Genomic DNA, 16,931 nt, shown 5'->3' on the forward strand with positions numbered 1-16,931 from the left:
ACATCTTTTTTTTTAATCGTTCCAACAAAATAGCAAATTACTGCATATGATTTAATAGCCAATTATGAAATGTTCGTTACCAGTATTGATTCTCATTCAATAACTTAATGTAACTATCGTTAAAATGCGCGCCGTTAACTGCCTTGCTCGATAACTTTTGATGCTGCTTTACTGACTTTTTCAATACGTCCGATGTTATCGGACGAACTCGACCCCATGACGATTTATTGTATTCGCGCAACTTAGCCTGAATACTTTTAACTCCATCATGATCACGGTTGCGATACGCAAGCCAATAAGCATTCATCAAACTTTTCCTACGATTCATAGCCTCACGCTCATAACCTTTCAATGCACTGTTAATGTCATATTGCATCACTAACCGTGAAGGCGTAAAACCAAGCCCTTGTGAAACGTATTCAAGTGGTGATATGTCATCAACTAAAATCTCACCATTGCGATTAGTAACGTTGCCACCATCACGAGCATAACGAGCGGTACGTAAAACATCTTTAATCCATTTTGGTGACGTGTACTCAGCCGCCCGTAAAGTCTGCCCGTTAACAAGATACCCAAGGCCACGGCCAAAACTTAAAGCAGTACCGAAAGTAACACCCATGGATTGCTGCCCCATATTTAGTACCCAGTCGTATGGGTTATCCGCATTATTTTCTTGTACCCACATGCGCAAGAAGTCGATATTTATACGGCTAGACACACTCGGCATGGTTCCATAATAAATATGTTTGCCTAAATCCTCACCAAACGTTTCAGCCATCGCGTTTTTCAATTCGGTTTCAGCATCCCATGGTTCATTGTCATCACCCGCAGCCGCGTAAGCCAAGTTAGCAATCCCAGCTAGTGTTGCAATAGGCATTGCATTAAGACCGCCAATAGCAAACGTAACCCCCATGGTTGATAATAATTGTCTACGCGCTAACTTTTTAGTTTCTGGATCGTTACCCTTAATCGCCTTGAAGAAATTACTTACTAAAAAGTAAGTCATGTTCTGGCTGTACTGGCGGAATTGAAGCGCTACAGCCGCAACATCGCCTTGCATGAACCTTGCACGGTTTCGGCTTGAGTAATCAAAGTGTGATTCCCAAGTTGCTTTCGCTGCATACCTAACCGCATCATCATTATTTGAGCCATTCTTTTTAGCCATACGATAAGCTGTCAAGAACGCAACCTCACGGTTTAACACTTCTGCCCAGTGAAACGGCTTACCGATCCATTGCTGAACCTTAGCCATGCGGCCTGTATAGCTAGTGCTATCGCTTTCAGCCATGCCGGATAAATCCGCCATTTGGGTTACATCAATTGCACCTATCTGAATTGCATGTTTAAGTGCTTTTCGCTCATCATCACTAACGACTGAACCCAATATCCCATTCGAAACATCAATTTCACCATTAAACCCAACTTCACGCTTTTTAGCTGCGAACGTTTTAGCAAACAATGTAGACAAACTCGCCATTTCTGCGGCCGTATCTTTAAAGCCATGCTTTGAGCCAATAACAGGTAGTGCAACTTGCCAGTTTTGAGACAGGTTAATAAGCGCGGATGCTGGTGACACACCAATTTGCCAGAAAAAACCAAACCCAGTTAAACTCTGTGCCCATTTTGCACGCTGTGGATTAAGCATCCATTGGTGACGTAACCCCATTTCGTTATACAACCGCCCAGCGGAAACATTGTTACTACTTTCTGTCTCTTTTTTAAGTGTATCCATCAAGTCAGTGAAGCGTTTTTCAGTCTCAAGGCGTGCTTGTTGATTGGCTTGCCTTACCCCTTGATCTGCAAGTACACGAGCGGCATCTTCCGAAAATCCCGCGATCCCTTTTCGATGAATGAATGCACGGCGAATAGAGCGATCCGGCATAGTCTGCAAATACAACTGATAAATATCATCGCGCAATGCATCTTTGGCCTGATCGTTAGTATTTGAACTTGTAATCGATTTAAGAACGTCAGACACGAAACCCGTGCTCACGTTCTGCATAGAGTGGGCATCAGCAAGCTTTTTACCCATGTTAGGCTGATAACCCGCTGCCACCAGCTTGTTATAGTCTTGCATCATGTCCGTTTCGGTTTCATACATCTGAAAACGACTTTCGCCATCTTCCATAACAGATAACCAATACTCACCAAAGCGGCCAAGAGGAACATAAAAGCCAAGACGGGATTTTTCCATCATATATCTATGGTAAGTATTTTCACCAGACTTAGCGCTTCCGGCCATAGCTAGATCTGCGATTCTGTCCTCTAACGCCTTATCCATTTCCTCACGCTGGCTTATATAGTGGTCACGAACATCCTGAAATATTTTTTTCTGTTCTGGTGACATAGCCAAGAATTTATCACGCAAAGCTTGGTGTTTAATCTTCCGGCGTTTTTCTCCCTTAATCTCTTTCTCTAACTTCTCGCGTTCTTTGCGTACTTCTTTCGCCCTTTTAGAATTTTCACCGCCATACTCAGAATAAAGACGAATTAGCGATTTAACCATTTCGGTTTTCTCTGCCGTCTGATCTCTATATTCTTCTGACGGATCAATATCTGCTAAAGTCGCGTCATGCAGAAAGTTAAAGACCTGTTCTGATTCTTCGGGATTATCCCGGCGGAATTGGTTAAGTGCCTCGGCTTGTTTGCTAACCTTTTCGATCAAGTCCGTTTTTCGCGTAGTGAATAAATCTTTGTTCTCAACATATCCATCAAGAATGTTACCAACATCTTGACCTACACGATTCCTCCCAACCTCAGCTATTTGACGCAAGTTAAGTAATGACCATCCGCCGTTTTTAATCGAATCGAATGTTTTTGCGATCCAACCGTTACTTGTTTTACCAAGCATCTGTTTAAAGTAGCTATCATTCTGGGCGCTTAAGGCATCGGCAACGCTCATAGCTGGATCAGATTGTTGGGCTTCGTCTTCGCTCATGTCTGAGATTTTTTTACTGAACCTAACGATATTGCTTAACGTGGTTTTTCCGTTCGCCTTTCTTAAGTCGCTATCCGTGTTATTTATCATATTGCGGATCTCTGATAGCGTTACTCGCTCTTGGTTAAGAACGCCGCTTTTACGCAATGCGCCCATAACCCAAGATATAACCTTGTCTGCTAACTTTCTAAGTGAACCACTTTCATTTTCAGCAATTCGAGCGATCACTTCTTCCGCTTTAACGTCTGCTGGGGCTGTTCTATAAGCCCTATCTACACTCGTGAAAATATCGTTTAACGAACTATTACCACGTAAAGAGTTAACCTTGCGTGTCAGTGCTTTTTGTTGCTCGGTGGTGAGATTTCCATACAGGCCATTATGAGCAATCAATTCATGGCGTAAGGTTCTACGAACATCCGCGATGTTTTCCAAATTCTCGGCCACCAGAACGACACGGTTATCACCAGATAACCATGCACCTTTAACATTCGCGTTTTCTTCCGTTTCCACTAAGTCATATAAATCATTCATAGTAGGAACAACGGTCACATTCGCAGACTTTAAGCCTTCATAATCATCTAACCATGCTTGTGCCACTGTAGCCACTGAATCCGGCGTCATGCTGGCGCGTGGTTTAGATTCAACCTCACTTGTTTTGCTGAAACGAATATTGTCAAAATTTACATCTGAATCGGGTTTATCAATTTCTATAACCTTTGTGCGAACTCCGGTTTTATTTAAGCTTTGGTTAAACGCGCCCGGTTCATGCAGTTCTTCAACGGCTCCAACTTCGTCAAGGTATCGGCGAAAGTTTTTGTTCGTGGTGTTTCCACGATCGCCAGCCATCGAGCTGGTAATAGCAACCAGTTTGCCACCCGGCTTAAGCATTGTTAACGCGTGATTTATATGCGTAATATCGGAATCATTGCTAAAAGGAGGATTCATCACAATACGGTCGTAAATCTCCCCAGGATTATATTCAAGGAAATCACCCGCAACGACGTTATGCCCTTTTTCTTCAAGTAGTTCTGCCATTGTGTTGGCTAATTCTCCAACATCAAGATCCGCTCCTTTTTCAGCAATCAAATCAGCAAGGTGCCCCATACCAGCGTTAGGTTCTAAAACCTTCATTCCCGGCTTAATATCAGCACGCTGCACAACGTCTTGGGCTTCGTTCTCTGGTGTAGGGAAAAAGTCATTAAACGCGTTTCTATTGCCGCGAATAATATCAGTGATCTTATTTGTTAATGTCTCAAGGCGAGTCACTTCTCGCTTGGTGCTAATCTTGCCGTTATTGGCTTGTTCGTATTCACGTAATGCCTCACGTAATGAAATCGCACCATTGATACCCATACGCTTTAAACGATCTTGAGTTTTGAACATTTCATTAATATGTTCTGCGCGGTAGATGCCAAACTTAGCCGGATTACGGGCAATCTCTCTCACCTTCTTAACAACCCCATCCCACTGAGAGCCATTAAGGTTAATCATTTCATTGTTGCCAACATTCTTAAGGTTGCTATCTATCTTTTTAGCAATGGCTTTAAAACCCGGCTTATCTCTGATCTCATCGGCAATATATCGCAAGCTTTCCGGGCGAGATCGTGCCGCCGGGTATTTAACGTATCTAGCAATGTCATTAAATTTTGTTTCAGGTAATAAGCTCCAGTTGCCGTTATTATCCCGGCTTGCGTACTTCTCCCTTACTTCTTCTGGCATATCCCACTTAACGCGATTCATCACCCCGGTTAACTCATCTAATTGGGTAATATCCGTTAAGTTACCAAGGATCTTAAAATCACCGGATTTAACACCGCTTGCAATCTTACGCATGATGTTTGCTTGCGCTTCAAATCGATCACCCTTTGCCACCGCACTTGCTGCCATAGCTGCCCGGCGAGCGGTATTAGTTTGGCGATCACCATTAAGAAGCTCATCGGCTTTAATCTGTAACGAATCGGCCTTCTTGGTTAACGTATTAAATTGGTGTTCTTGCAACGTTTCTGCTTTTACTTCTGCCCTAGCCTGAACACGCTCTGACTGATCAACGTTAAGGCCGCCCATTACTGACAAGAAATCATCACGCGCTTGCTCTGTCTTAAAATCAAAACGTGCCGGCAATTGCTGCCACTTGCGAGCGTACCAACCACCAAGTTGACGCGCTTTATCTTTCATCAAAGCGTACTGGTCTGAATCCACATCACCAAAGGCCGCACCAAATCGATTTACCCCCTTCTTATCATTGAAAGAATCAATCTTAGATAAAGAGAGATCACCGTTTGTTTCAACTGCTGTAACCGTTGCTTGCTGCTCTAACTGGCGCTCATGCCTTGCTGCCTGTTTTTCAAGTTGGTTTTCAACATAAAGACGATCGAATGTTGCTAATTGCTCATCACTGAAAGCTTGAATACCACCACCGTTAGCTTGCGCGTAGCGCTGGTAGTCATCCAACGTTTGCGGATTACCAAGCGCTGACTTACGGCGCTCTGTTTCCGCTTGAGCCTCTGCCGCCGCTGCTTTCTTCTTATCCCTAATGGCATTAAATTCTTCATCGCTCATACTCTCCACATCGAGGCGAACCGAAGGCAAAGATCTTATCGTTGTCATTTCATCGGCGGTGGTTACAAAGTTAAAATCACTACCAATTCTATTAATCGCTGATTTAACAACGGTATCCTTCCGCTCACCTTTATAGCGAGCGGCAAAGCCGCCCCCCATAACTTTGAATATGTTAGGTATCGTCATTGATGCCATATCATCAAGCAACTTGCCTGAATCTTCTGACCATTGATCGATAAGCTCTAACACTTCGCTACGTTCCAAATCACCATCATTCGCCTTGCGAATTTCAGCTATGTAACCATTGATTGAGCTAGGGCGAGATCGGCCACGGCCGCGTGTGCTGGTTTGCGTTCGAGTTGATGATTCGCGAGTATTGCCACTTGGGTTATTCCCGCCACCAGTCGGTGGTGTTGGCTCCGGCTCATAAGACACACCAAGAAATTCAGCCGCAAGTCTCAATCCTTCAATTCGCTCACTCTCATACGATGAACGCAACTTAGTGCCGATAACGTATTCATCATGCGTTTCAATCCCTGCGGTCTTTAATAACTTATTTAAAGCGATTATGGCCCTGTCACGCTGGCCGACCTTATAGGATGATGTTTCAGCAATTAACTCACGAACGCTATCAATTGCTTTTGCCGCTTCATTAACTGTTGGCGTTCCTTGAGTCGTATTTGATTCTTCATTAGCCGTATTACTTTCTGCTGGTGGATTATCGCTATTTAAATCACTCCATGAATTAACATCTAAGTGGCCTTGTTGCCCATTAACAAGATCATCCCACGCACTTTCTGTTCCGCCTTGTTCATCACGGTAACGCTTAAATAAGTCATCAAGCTCTGACTCTGCTTTTTTGAGTGCTTCTTGAGCGCGTTTATAACTTTGATTAGCTGCTCGCATCTTAGGGTTATTACTATCGGCACTGCTTCGCTCTGTAGACAAAAGTGATTCAGTTTTATATCGCTTTTCTGATTGCGTATTCGCTTTATCTTCTGCCGTTTTAATTTTTGCAAGCTTACGAATTACAGCGTTTCTCATTACTGGGGTAATAGCGTTATTTGCTGGTGTCTCGGTTGCTGGCGCTTCTTGTTGCGCCTCCTCTCTTACCGAACCACTGACCCGATCATCCACCAGCTTACCAACTGCTGAACGGCGGCCACCAAGAACATTTTTAAGTGTGAATTTACCCTGTGAGTCAGTTTGAATTGAATTATCAATTTTCTTAATAAGTTCATCCGCACGGCTTGGATCCAAGCTAATTAAATTATCTAACGCTTTTTTAGCTTTCGGTAACGCCCACTTTTTATTATCGGCGGCCACAACCCCCTTACCATCTTTGATGTAGTTATAAACATCACGAACGATGTAACCTATAACATCACTTTCAAGATTTTTCTTTGCGGTTTCTTCACCACTAGCTTGGTGTGCTGCTCGTTGTTCTTCATTACGAATTGACTCAACCGCACCAACAATCGATTTACGGTAATTACTTACTGCATCAACCTTGTTACTAAAATCGCGCATGTGGCGTTCATTAGCTGAATTGTGTCGGTCATTGTTGCGCCCGGCGCGTCCTGTGACTAACCAGCTAGGGTTTTTCTCAGCATGGCGAGCCTCCCAAGCCAAGAAATCAGATTGGCGTGAAATCCAATTCTGAATCATTTCTTTCGCTTTAACTTTTCGCTCCGGCGTATCAAGTAAATTACGAGAAGAAAGTTGATTGATTATGTCCTTGGCACCATCTTGCAACTCTTGGTTAAAGTCTCGACCTTTACCTAAATGGGTTGAACGGTTGTAACCATTATTCAGCTCATTATCAAAGGCTTTGAATGTAACGCCTAACCCGCCATGAGATATTTGAATATCACCGTTAGTGTCGGTTTCTGGCTCTGGTGCTGTCTCTTTACCCCAGTTATAAATGATTGACTCAAGCTTGTTGTATGCCTCAACGGATAAAGCATCACCCGATAAAGAAGCTCTGGCGCTAATGTTATGCGTTTCAAAGTCTGGATAAGCAATTTTTAGTGCTTGGCGGCGATCCGATTTAGTTAAAACATTATCCCAAGATCGGTTAAATTCTTGGCGCTGCTCTGTATTGTTACTCGCCTTGTCTGCTTCGTAGCGGCGTAATGCTTCGAGCTGAATTTCAGACCGATAACTTACGGCTTCATTAATCCAATCAATTGCATCCGACAGCGTGCCAAAATCACCAACTACCGCAGAAGCACGATCAACACCCCGTACCCCTTCCGGGTCGCGAGTTCCATACGTTGCGCGAATTAAGGTGTTACTGCCCAACTCGGTGGCCGTAATAGTTTTATTAGCTGTATTGCGCTCAACTCTAATTGGCTTTCCACGCAACTTTTCAGCGTCATTAACTGGCGTGATATTCACTTGGTACGTCGATAGGCGATTAACAACAACATTAGGAATATTGTCGCCAACTTTGATAGCTCTTTTAGCCCGGCGTTCTTCTGCTAGACGAGCTTTTTTAGCGGCGGCGGCTATGGCCTTTTCTTCTTCAATCTTGGCCTCTGCCGCTTCACGTTGCGTTGCGGTTTCTGCTCTTATTCTGGCGTTCTCACGTTTTTGTGCTTCCTCTCTGCGCCACTCCCAAGCTCTATTGATTTCAATCGTGTCAAAGTTATCGTTTAGTGACTGCCCGGTGTATTCAATGTCAGGGTAAACCATATTGAATATTTCACGCTGTGCGTCATTACTTAGGCCATTAAAAACCGTTTCAAATGAGTTTTCGGGCAAAACACCAACATCACCCACTTCATCCCCAACGGCCATAACAAGCGCTCGGCTATTGATACCCATTTGTGTGCTTTGGTTAACTGCGTGTCCTGACGTGCTAGTGTTTGCATTCGGGATCTTAGCTCGTTTAGCCAATGCAATAGCGAAAGGGGTATTTGTAACCTCTCCTGCTTGATAAACTGGGGCATTAGCTTGTCGTTCTGCTTCTTCTTGGTCTAAGCGACTTTGTTCAAGTTCCTGTCTTGCTTGCTCATTTCGTTGTTCTGCTTTTTTAGCCTGACGTGCATTATGGCGAGGTCGGCGCTGCTCTGGCTCTGGTGGTGCCTGTGCTGGCTCTTGGGCGACAATATGAGGTTCACGGCGGAAAAACGTATCTTCCTCATCTTCCGGATTCATTTCATATTCATTCGCCATTCGATCATAACGCTGATCAACGTTCTCATCGCCAGCATTAAAATCAGACCAGCGATCAAATTCTACTTGTGGTGCATTACGAACGGTCTGATCTGTTACACGGGATTGCTGCGGTGTAATATCACGCTCACCGGGAGACTGTTGATTGCCACTAGCGGCGTTTGTTTGGCTTCGCTCTTGGAATCCTTGTTGCAATCGAGCCTGATTTCGTCTGAACGCCTCTGACTCCTCAACGTTAGGCTGATATGCTCCGCCCTGTCCTCGTTCATAAGCTTGTTCTTGTGAATTTCGTTCTAATGCTTGTTGATTACGTAATGAATTTTCTTGTTCCGTTGGGGCAAGCTGATCACGCTGATTTAACTCAACTGAATTGATGATTCGCTGTAGTGCACTGATAGCCTGTTCTTGGTTAATTTGCCCAGACTTGCGCATTTCAGCTACCTGAACAACTGCGGCTGGTGAAATATCCATTGCCCGGCGTAAGCCAGCTCTGAATTGCTCATCACCTTGGGCTTGTTCGTTCGCAAAACCAAGATCACCATTGCTAATGCTGGTGGCTAGTTGAGTTTGTGCTTGGTCAACATCCTCTGTTACTGCCGGAAATTGTTCACTTTGCTCAGGTTCACTTTGTGGCGCTTGCTCTTGCGGCTGTTCGGGAATTACTGGTTGCGACTGAACCGCACTTTCAATAACTTCTCCAGTCTCAGGATCAAACATGGCACTTTGTTGCGGTTCCGCTTGGGCTTCTACTGGCTGTGAGAAGTAACTCTCATTCATTCGAGACATCATATTGCGGAAACCTTCACGATCTTCCGGCGTATAAATTGGCTCTGCCTCAGTATCTTTAACCAAACGAGTACGGCCGCTAAAGATACGGTTCATATCCTGCCCTATTTGGCTTGATAGCTCGCGATCACCCCCTTGTTCAGCTTGTTTTTTTAATGCGTTTAATCTGCGAATAAGATCTGTAGCATCATTCGTTAACGCGCCATGAGCTGTACTTGAATACGGTTGTTGCGGTTGTTGTTCTGGCTGTTGCTGCGGTTGCTGTTGCGGCGGTTGTTCTGGTTGCTGCTGTGCTGCTGCCGCTTCTGCCTGATCTTCTGTTGCATGAGTTTCTTGCGCTGACGGAAGTTTACCAAACGCACGCGCTACAGCTTGGGCACCAAGTGCGGTAGCTTCATTTGCATCAAACCCAAGTTCAGTTGCTTTATTTTCAAATTTAGGTTGTAACGCTTTAGCTATGGCGTTTTCATCCATACCTTGCGCTTTCATACCTCTTACTGCATCTTCTGCTACTTTCTGAAAGCTTGTTTCAACTTTACGGCGGCGATTACGTGCAATAGCCCCACCGGGCGCACCAGCGGCACCACCCATCATCCCACCAAGTAAACCACTTTCGAGCGCGGCCGCTCCTACTCCTTCGCTGTTATCACCCTCAACCCCCATAGCTTCATTGGTGCGAACATTAGATCGATATTGCTCTGTTGCGCCCTGCACTGATTCGGTTGTGCCTTCTGAAAGCATACCTTTACCAATTGCGCCTTTGATGGTTTTACCAATTGAACCCTTTAGAAGTTTACCGAAAGCCTGATCACCCAATGTTTCAGCGATAAGGTTAACGGCACCCAAAGTGAAGTCGGTACGAACGGAATCACCCGCTTCTTGTGCTATCTGAGATCGTGCGGAATTAAGTGCTGCTTCATTTTCCATCCCGGATGTAACGTTATCACGCACACGCTGCTGAAATTTTGGTGAACTCATCAGATCTTGGTAAGAAAGGTTTTCTATGTCATTTCTAACATTTGCCGCTTGACCGCCGTTACCTGCCGCAAGGTTAAGCAATGCGTTGGTTCCAACATTGGTCGCTTCTGCTGCGGTGATAGTTCGCCCGGCAACATTAAGCGCCGCAGCTCCTCGGCCAGCCATTGAAACACCTTTTGCCGCAAGGCCACCCGGAACCATGGTTGCAGCCATACCGCCCATAATATTAGATGCGGTACCAAGCCAAGTACGCCAATCCTTAGCGCCTTCGCCAAACGACATATCATCATTGATAATATCTTTCGTCATGGCGGTTTTCATTTCTGGCGTTAACGTTTCATATTGCTCGTTCGCCCACTTGTTAAGTGAATCGGCGGTATTTTCAGCCCCGAAAAAGTTAGCCACACCCGCGCCTGTTTGGATGACGCCTTGTTGAGCCATATCAACTACATCACCAAACGTTGATGTGTTCTGGTTGGCCTTGTCCTTTTGGACTTTAGCCATTGCATCATTGAAATCCATGAACCACCCCTGTACTTAGTTTGGTTCATTATACGATCTGATGTTGACCATCGGTGATAAAGATTCACCATCGAATACAGCGCTGGCGCGTTCAAAAACACCATTTACTACGGCCAATAAAAAGCCAGACTAATATCTGGCTTTTTAATAAGAATTTTTATACAAAAATATAAGCTTATAACGTTATTTCTTTTATGTGTTTTTCACCTTTTCGCCAATATTCCAAGTTAACAACATCTCCATGTTTGAAGCTAGTCAAAATATTAACGGCAACATCAGGGTTTAAAAGTTCCTTCCCATTAGCTTTTGTCAATATATCACCTTCTAAAACATCGTTTAAATATGCAGGACTTCCATCTATAATTATTTTAACTTCAACACCTTTATTACTATTTATTTCTTGCTTTTGTTTGAAATCTAGTGCACTAACTACAGCGCCAAACACTGGTTCTTTTTTTAGTTTAACCAAATAAGCTGCGGCTTGATCATATCTATCAATAGTTTTATTCAGTGTTGTTTGTTGCATGCTTTGCGTTGTGCCGTAAAGATTAACCGTAGAGTTTCCTACCATACCGAAAGTATTTGTGGTGCTTGTTTGTGGCAAAAGAAGTGTTTGTTGTATATTTTCAGTTGATGCATATTCAGATGCAATCAAAACTACAGTAGCTCCAACTTTCTTAGCTTGTTTTATGGCACTATCAGAACTACTTTTTGACCCATTAAAACTACTGTATCCAATCTGTTTATAGTTATTTCTTAAGTAAGAATCTCTTATTGAGATTACTTTATCAAAGTCACCTTTTAAAACTTCTGGTTCTTCTCCTTTTTTCAAAACATATGAATAATTACCCAAATCTTTACCATCAACATATGATTGATAAAATTCAGTATATGGATTAATCGCGCATCCTTGCAATGAAAATGCAGCTATACAAAAAACTGACTTTATGTGTTTATTTTGTAAAATTTCAAATCCCATCATATTGGCTTTTTATTATTGAATTTATAGCATTTTAACCCAATACGAATAAGTATTAATCACACTAAACGTAGTTCTTATATTTCACATACAAAATAGCCATCCTTAAAGGATGGCTGCACACTGAGTTTAAAATCAACTATTTTGAAACATAGTTTTGTAGGCTAGACTGTAAACCGTTAGCTGTATCGACAAAGTTATTTGCCCCATCCCTAACACCTTCAGCAACACGACGGCCATAGCTAGATAACCCCTCCCCTCTTTCATATCCGGGTAATGCTGTACCTAGTTCACCACCATATTGCGGTTGAACCTCATTACCTGATGGTAGAGATTTAATTTCTTCTGTTAAATTATTATTTCTTGCTGCGCCTGAATCTTGATTGCTTCCATTATTCATAATTTCAGCTACGAGATCACTTGAGCTTGTATTGTTATTGCTGTTTTTCTTAGTTACATCACCACTTTCTATCATTGCACTTATAGCACTTTGAATATCGTCAGAACTTACACTTGGATTGTTTAACACATATTGCTTAATTTGATACTTGTCGTTGGCGTCAAATTCATAAGCGTCATACTGTTTAACTACAGATTTTAAAACTTTCTCCGCTGCACTGCGGTGGCGAGCTTCTGGAAGATCACTGTTTCTAATGTCTGTTAACCCTGAGTACAAATCATCATGAGCTTTTATTGATGATACCCTGCGATTTTCAACCTGACCTATTTGTGCTTTTTCTTCTTCTGGTTCCAGCCCCTGCATTTTTATGTCTGCAATTTGCTTATCATATCTAGTATTTATATCATTGGCTTCTGATAGCTGTTGTTTTACCAATGAGCTTGTGCTGGTAGATGAACCACCAGAACGTATACTGCCTCGACCATTCTTCTTAGTAATAACCTTTCCATCATTATCAAGGTTTAATGATCTACCTGTTTGCAATTGACGGTAGTTATTAAGTTGAGTCTGTTTAAGGTGGTTTCGAGATTGGATCAAGCTGTGCATACGATCACTAAACACACTCATTGGTACTTGCATTACCGTATCATTCTGATCACTACTTCGATTTTCGGTAACGGGAACCTTTACCTTAGAGCCGTCATCTAATGTCAATTCTTGCTGGATAGTTAAGGATCCATTAGGCATTACATGCACTGCTGATATACGGCGGCCAGTAATCCCTGACTGCTTACCTTTTCCATCGGTATAAATACTTGGCAAACCTTCTGCGTTAGTAATTTCTGGAAATAACGAATTTACTGCACCCAATAGTTTGGGGTCATCTTCATCAGGAATTTGACCATTTGCAGCACCACGCAATATTTGAGTTGCATCACCAAGCGCAGTTCCTGTTTTATCACCTAATATATTTTCTAAGTCAAACTGAGGATTTTTCTTTACATAGCTATGAAATTCAGGGGTTTCTAACCCTGAAAAATCACCACTTGAGATTGCCTTATCAATTGCAGGCAAAAAGACCGAATTATACCCTTCTTGACGCTCTTTAAGTTTTTTCTGGTGGTTATATTCTTCTTGTTGATGTCTCCAAGCTACATCTTCACGGCCTTGAATAGTAGCTATTCTATCACGGTCTTTATTGTGCTCTTTACGAGCTGTATCTCTATCGGCAAGCGATTGTTCACGGTCTTGCTGTGACTGTTCCCATTGAGTATCTTGACGTTCTTCAATAACTTTGTTTCTAGATAGCCTATTATCTCTATCTTCTTTACGATTAGCTATATCAATAAGCCCGCCACCAATCTGCATACCTTGTGCAAAACTTCCAGCTACATTCGCCATACTAATTAACCTACATACAAGTTGTGTCAATATTATACGATCAATACATCCACTAATTAGGTGTGATTTATTGAATGCGCAAAGTGAGAATGATTATCAATCCAACTATGGTATATAAGATACCAATTATAGCCATTTAACTGAATATCAAATGATTTACCCTAATAATGTGGCACAAAATTAATGGTAAAGGTAATGCTTAAGATATTTCAAAGATTAAAAATCAAATATAAGGCAAAGAAGATCTATAGAATACTCTGTCGCGATGCAATCAATGAAAACCCATATTATATTGATGGTCGTACATTGGTTAACTTATCTCGCAAGACAAAATCAAGTTATACATTTACTGGGCATATTTTAAAAAATATGGTTTCGTGTGGAATATTAGACTCCAAGATAGGTAATGAGGGAGCAAAGGTGTATAAGGTTAAAGAGGTTCCTGAGAAAATAAGCACTGAAAAAGTGCAATTCATATTTAAAATGCGATGCAATGCCCATATTAGAAAGTTTGAATTTAATAATTACAAACCTTAGTCAGTTGGCTAAAGGGCGAAACCGCCCCTTAACTAAAAGTATGAAGCAGCTAGCCCAACTAGAGCGCCTATAGCGGCACCATATGGACCACCTACCGAGGTGCCAGCAGCAACATAAGCACCAAGCATGGCACCAGACCCAGCCATTTGCGCTCTTTGGTTCTTCTTCTGTGACTTTAGCATTTCATTTGTAGATTCTCTTTGTGCCTGCTGTTTATCAAGATCAGACAAACTACTCAAAGCACCACGGGCAGTATTTCTCCCGACATCAACTAAACCATAACCCATATTATTGCTCACTCAATTTATTAATATGTTGTCGAGTACCACCAGCAGCACCAGTCATAATATTTCGCTGTAGATCACCGATCGCCTGTCTGCTCTCATTGTTCATAGAAGCAAGAGCTAAACCGCGTGTCGTATCGAGATTTCGTTTTTGTTGATCTGTACGCCTATCAGTTAACCCATACTTTTCTTGAGCTGCGGCCTGTTGCTGATTTGTTCTATTGTAATTACCTGAGGTAATTTCATTATTTCTTGCCACCTGCAAATCATAAAGATCGTTAGTTGTAGCATTCTTTATTAGCGAATTTTCAGTTGGTTGGAATCGTTTTAAATAATCTGCATATTGCTGCCTAGTTAACTGCGCCATCATATTCGAATATCCACCACGGCTTAGATCAACCCTCCCACGGTCAGATAACCCACCATCCGGGTAACGCCCAGTATCAAGATCAGCATTTGGCCTTTTGATACTGCTTGATACACTACCATTGCCAAAATTATCAAACCTTCCGCTTCTATCTAAATTCATAGTTCACCTACGCCATTCTTGTTCCATACCCACCTTGGTTGGTTGCACCAATAGGCACACCGCCAGATTCAGATAAACCCGCTTTAATATTTTTACCAACATTAGATAACCCTTCACGTCCTGCCGATGTACCAGCTAAGGCAGACGCACCAACACCAGCAGCTACAGCAGGGATAGATACGGCATTAGCTTCACGTATGGCGGAATCTGTAGCTTTACGTCCGGATGCTCTGGCAATATCTTGTAACCCGGCAGTTGCGGTCGTTTTCTGCCCTTGCCCCATGGCAACAACATTTTGTTGATTACCAATATAACGCTCAGTCGCACTATGTTGTCCTTGACCAGCAACCTGATCTTGATTACCCATATTAGTAGTGGATATGTTATTTATCGTACCCGTTGCTTTACCTGAATTTGGATTTATCCCGGCTGCATTCATACTCTTTTCGACTTGCGCAGTGACTGCGTCATTTGCAGATCTTGCATTAAGGTTTACATCACCCTCAACACCTTTGTAAGTCTCCTTACTATTCATATTTTTGGACTGACGAATGTACTCATTTTCTACAGGTACAAATACATCTTGGTATCTATTCCACTCGGCACCTGCTCGCTTACCTATGGCTTTTTGATATTCAGTTTCTTCAACTTTCCCGGCACCTTTACCCATATATCACCTCAAATCCTTAGCAAACTTAATAAGACCTTGCTCATTGTATCCCACTTTATAAAAGCCTTGGCGCTTCCATAACCTGAATACCCCCTCTCTACGAGCAAAGCTAATTATCCTAGTTGCCCCAATATCACGAGCCAATTTTTCATAAACGCCGCTGTAATCTAATATGCCTCGTCCATTAGTATTCCAACCAAACACGACATTGATACAAGCAATACCATTATCGATAACAGGCTCTAAAATCGCTCCACCAGTAGGACATAAGAACAAATGAGCTTTACCATCCCTCAATAATCTAAACGTGTCTTCAACAAGATCTGGTATATCATCACGAGTCGCCACACACATTAATTTCCTTTCAAGCATGGAACGATAAATATCGTAATTAACTTTTTTAAATATTATTTCCATATCCGATCCGCATGTGTCGTGTCTATAGCGATCAGAGCATAAGGAATATCCCACGCCCCACTTGCAGCCTCTGGTTGAGGCACTGTGTTCATATAGATACTCACTCCATAAGTAACCACTCCTGACCCACTCACTATACAGTTGTAATAATACTCGTCAGTACCACTTGGCCTCATAACCCCATGAGCCTCTGTTTTTTGCCTACACCTGTTTGGTATAACTGCGCTATGAGCACCAAATCTTGGGTACCCTTTCTGCTTGCTATTCATTCCGATAATTGGCGCTGGTGGAAGCGTTCCAGTAAAGACTAATTTCCCATCTGAATCATAAAGCGCAACGCCCCACTTACCTGATATGTTGGTATTTCTCGGCGTTCTACCAACAACATAAACCTTGATTTTACCCGATGGCAATACGCCCTGTGGCGCTTGTGAAGCTGATGATGGTTTGGCGCTCCAATTAACTCTTATTTTTCCTCGTGAATTGGAGGCATATAGTGTTGGCGCTACCACACTACCACTAACATGACGGGCAAATATTATGTAATCCCCCTCATAAGAAGCACCAAGATCGACATAACCACTCCTAGAAAGAGATACATTTAAGTATCCAGCCCACACGCAAACAGGAATGTACTCTTTACCGTAAATGATCTCTTTGCCTGCGCTATTTGTGACAAGAAAACCGTATGTCATCGTGTGACTATCCCTATCGCTGTAATTGAATGAGCATAAAACACTTGATCATAACC

At 42.6% G+C, this 16,931-nt stretch carries 9 protein-coding genes; 1 reads left to right on the forward strand and 8 read right to left on the reverse strand.

The features are described from left to right. Positions 1 to 76 precede the first annotated feature (76 nt). The 3 genes from OCU77_RS20280 to OCU77_RS20290 all read right to left on the reverse strand — a co-directional run bounded on the left by OCU77_RS20280 (position 77) and on the right by OCU77_RS20290 (position 13,743). On the reverse strand, positions 77 to 10,963 hold the full coding sequence (locus tag OCU77_RS20280) for a PLxRFG domain-containing protein (RefSeq protein ID WP_107302716.1): 10,887 nt from the start codon (positions 10,961 to 10,963) through the stop codon (positions 77 to 79). A 175-nt stretch (positions 10,964 to 11,138) separates the two neighbouring features. Next, on the reverse strand, positions 11,139 to 11,945 hold the full coding sequence (locus tag OCU77_RS20285) for a S1C family serine protease (protein WP_107302717.1): 807 nt from the start codon (positions 11,943 to 11,945) through the stop codon (positions 11,139 to 11,141). A gap of 136 nt (positions 11,946 to 12,081) precedes the next feature. Continuing rightward, complete coding sequence (locus OCU77_RS20290; RefSeq protein ID WP_048898937.1) at positions 12,082 to 13,743, reverse strand: hypothetical protein; 1,662 nt, start codon at positions 13,741 to 13,743, stop codon at positions 12,082 to 12,084. Between the two features lie 195 nt (positions 13,744 to 13,938). Here OCU77_RS20290 and OCU77_RS20295 point away from each other — a divergent pair, with 195 nt between their 5' ends. Next, positions 13,939 to 14,280 (forward strand): hypothetical protein, encoded by a 342-nt coding sequence (locus tag OCU77_RS20295; RefSeq protein WP_048898936.1) that lies wholly within the window; start codon positions 13,939 to 13,941, stop codon positions 14,278 to 14,280. A gap of 32 nt (positions 14,281 to 14,312) precedes the next feature. On the opposite strand, the gene OCU77_RS20300 is transcribed toward OCU77_RS20295, so the two are convergent. The 5 genes from OCU77_RS20300 to OCU77_RS20320 are packed head-to-tail and all read right to left on the reverse strand — an operon-like array spanning position 14,313 to position 16,875. Further along, complete coding sequence (locus OCU77_RS20300; protein WP_048898935.1) at positions 14,313 to 14,567, reverse strand: hypothetical protein; 255 nt, start codon at positions 14,565 to 14,567, stop codon at positions 14,313 to 14,315. 1 nt (position 14,568) lies between these two features. Then, entirely contained in the window at positions 14,569 to 15,093 is a 525-nt protein-coding gene (locus OCU77_RS20305) for a hypothetical protein (RefSeq protein WP_107302718.1), read from the reverse strand. A gap of 7 nt (positions 15,094 to 15,100) precedes the next feature. Beyond that, complete coding sequence (locus tag OCU77_RS20310) at positions 15,101 to 15,763, reverse strand: hypothetical protein (protein WP_048898933.1); 663 nt, start codon at positions 15,761 to 15,763, stop codon at positions 15,101 to 15,103. A 3-nt stretch (positions 15,764 to 15,766) separates the two neighbouring features. Then, positions 15,767 to 16,180 carry a hypothetical protein gene (locus OCU77_RS20315; protein ID WP_048898932.1) on the reverse strand — a complete coding sequence of 138 codons (414 nt, stop codon included), beginning with the start codon at positions 16,178 to 16,180 and terminating at the stop codon, positions 15,767 to 15,769. Continuing rightward, positions 16,171 to 16,875, reverse strand: coding sequence for a hypothetical protein (locus OCU77_RS20320; protein ID WP_048898931.1), 705 nt, complete (start codon positions 16,873 to 16,875; stop codon positions 16,171 to 16,173). The genes OCU77_RS20315 and OCU77_RS20320 overlap by 10 nt, the downstream gene beginning before the upstream one ends. Positions 16,876 to 16,931 lie beyond the last annotated feature (56 nt).

Source organism: Photobacterium swingsii (genome assembly GCF_024346715.1).
Taxonomy (GTDB): domain Bacteria; phylum Pseudomonadota; class Gammaproteobacteria; order Enterobacterales; family Vibrionaceae; genus Photobacterium; species Photobacterium swingsii.